The following is a 2,068-nucleotide window of genomic DNA, read 5'->3' as shown; positions in this document are numbered from 1 at the left end:
ATAGTTGGTGATGGTGCAGACAACGTTAGTGCAGATAACTTTCTAGTGTGTGATCGCGATTTGCCCGATGACATGCTGACAACCTATCTCCAGACAGAAGCCCTGGCTGTTGATACCGAAACCATGGGTCTGTTGCCCTATCGCGATCGCCTGTGCCTCGTGCAGTTATGTGACCAGGACGATCATCTGACAGTCATTCGCATTGAGCGGGGACAAACTGCTGCTCCTAACCTCAAACAGCTTCTAGAAGCATCTCATGTACTTAAGGTATTTCACTTTGCTCGATTTGACATTGCTGCCCTGCGTTACTACCTAGACATTTGGGTTGCACCCCTGTTTTGCACAAAAGTTGCTAGCAGACTTGCCCGTACCTACAGCCCTAAGCATGGCTTGAAGGATCTGGTATCAGAGTTAATCAACATAGAACTTGATAAAACTGCCCAAAGCTCAGACTGGGGTAACGCTGCTAATCTGTCTCTTGAACAGCTTCGCTATGCGGCCAACGATGTACGCTACCTAATCACTATCAAAGATCGCCTCATAGCCATGCTCAAGCGTGAAGACCGCTGGGATTTAGCCCAGCAATGTTTCCACTGTTTGCCAACGATCGCTAGCCTCGATCTCTTACAATACAAGGATGTCTTCGAGCACTGACCTAGCACTGAGTAACGAGCGACCGGTAATGCTAAGTCCCCAAACTATCGCTACAGATGACCGTGTAAAGACTTGTATAAAGACTAAGGTTTCTATCGCTGACTGTAGTCATTCCAGATTAGGAAGAGACATTTAGGTTCTGCTTCCAACCCCCTACTTGCAGGGAGCTAAGGGAAGCAGAGAGAGGGATTGGAGTAAGGACAATTGTTGCAATCTAAATCGAAACGACTATAGCCAGTGGCTCAACAGCACTGTGGCTAGTAAGCACTAGCAACTACCTACAGCACAGGACGACTCGATCGGAAATCCGACAGCTTTCCAGGCTGCAACACCACCACGTAGTTCCGAGACATTGTAATATCCAGCAGATCGCAGAGCAGCAGCAGCCTCTGCCGTTTCTTCGTCCGTATCACTGTAGACGTAAATATCGCGTTCAAACTCGAGGCTGACTTTTGCCCGTTTCACTAACTCAGCCATAGGCATCAGCACAGCACCTGGAATATGCCGGGCATTAAATTGCTCTCGCGATCGCACGTCAATAATAGTCAGTGCAGGCTCCCCCCAATCTAAGCGAGCCTTAAGGTCGTATACTCTCGATTTCTGCTGTAACGGTGATGATAGTGAACGAAGACCACGCCTAAACATAATTTGATAATTTGAAGTTGCAAATCCAATGCTGCTACTGAGAAGGTAACAATTTATGACTGGAATTGCAAAGTTTTATATATAGATCTCATAATCTTTTTACAAATTGCCTACTTACTCATGGGAGGATGGCCTTTCACGTTGCCTGAGATCTTGCACAGCATTACCAATTCCTTTAATAATTCCTCGGCCAATTAATCCAATTCCTCGTCCCAGAATATCTGTGAGCACATAGACTAGGCCACTGCCCAGAAAAGCAATTGCCGCTTTAATTCGAGGTGCTACAGCATCACGCAATTCCAGACCAAGGGTAACTAGCGCCGGGATACCCTGCAACACGGCCAATTCTTGATCACGGTTAGCATAGATAGTGGTTTTCTTGATACCGCGATCGCCAAAGACTAAGATTGAAAACTGGCTCTGAAAAATATCGCTGGGTTCACTGACGTACTGATTAAGGCGATACTTCCAAGACAAATCATTTCTAAACCTAGCCAGCTCACGGGTTGAAACGAGGCGACGATCATAAAAATCTCGCTTGATCACATCCACACCAGCAAACCGGTTTAACAGGGGCTGCATGACTGCATTAGCCACCATAATCACCAAATTATCTAGCAATAGTTCAGCCCTGTACATGGCTTCAGGTGACCCAGCCCGGTAGCTCATTTGGTCGATTGTTAACGGAGTTGCAAACAAGAGGTGGGCAACTAACTCGTGCACAAACGGGACTTTATCTAAGATAAATGTCTGGACGGTTGCTGCCTCA

At 46.7% G+C, this 2,068-nt stretch carries 3 protein-coding genes; 1 reads left to right on the top strand and 2 read right to left on the bottom strand.

Annotation, left to right across the window (positions count from 1 at the left end; genetic code table 11):
• Positions 1–654, top strand: coding sequence for a ribonuclease D (locus NZ772_17960; GenBank protein MCS6815440.1), 654 nt, complete (start codon positions 1–3; stop codon positions 652–654).
• A gap of 267 nt (positions 655–921) precedes the next feature.
• Here NZ772_17960 and NZ772_17955 read toward each other — a convergent pair whose 3' ends face one another.
• Both NZ772_17955 and NZ772_17950 read right to left on the bottom strand, forming a co-directional pair.
• Positions 922–1,299 (bottom strand): rhodanese-like domain-containing protein, encoded by a 378-nt coding sequence (locus tag NZ772_17955; protein ID MCS6815439.1) that lies wholly within the window; start codon positions 1,297–1,299, stop codon positions 922–924.
• A gap of 114 nt (positions 1,300–1,413) precedes the next feature.
• On the bottom strand, positions 1,414–2,068 hold a 655-nt coding region (locus tag NZ772_17950; GenBank protein ID MCS6815438.1), incomplete at its 5' end, for a DUF3685 domain-containing protein.

The organism is Cyanobacteriota bacterium, from assembly GCA_025054735.1.
Lineage (GTDB): Bacteria > Cyanobacteriota > Cyanobacteriia > SKYG9 > SKYG9 > SKYG9.
Note: the sequence above shows the minus strand (reverse complement) of the source record. Positions and strands in the feature narration are given on the sequence as shown.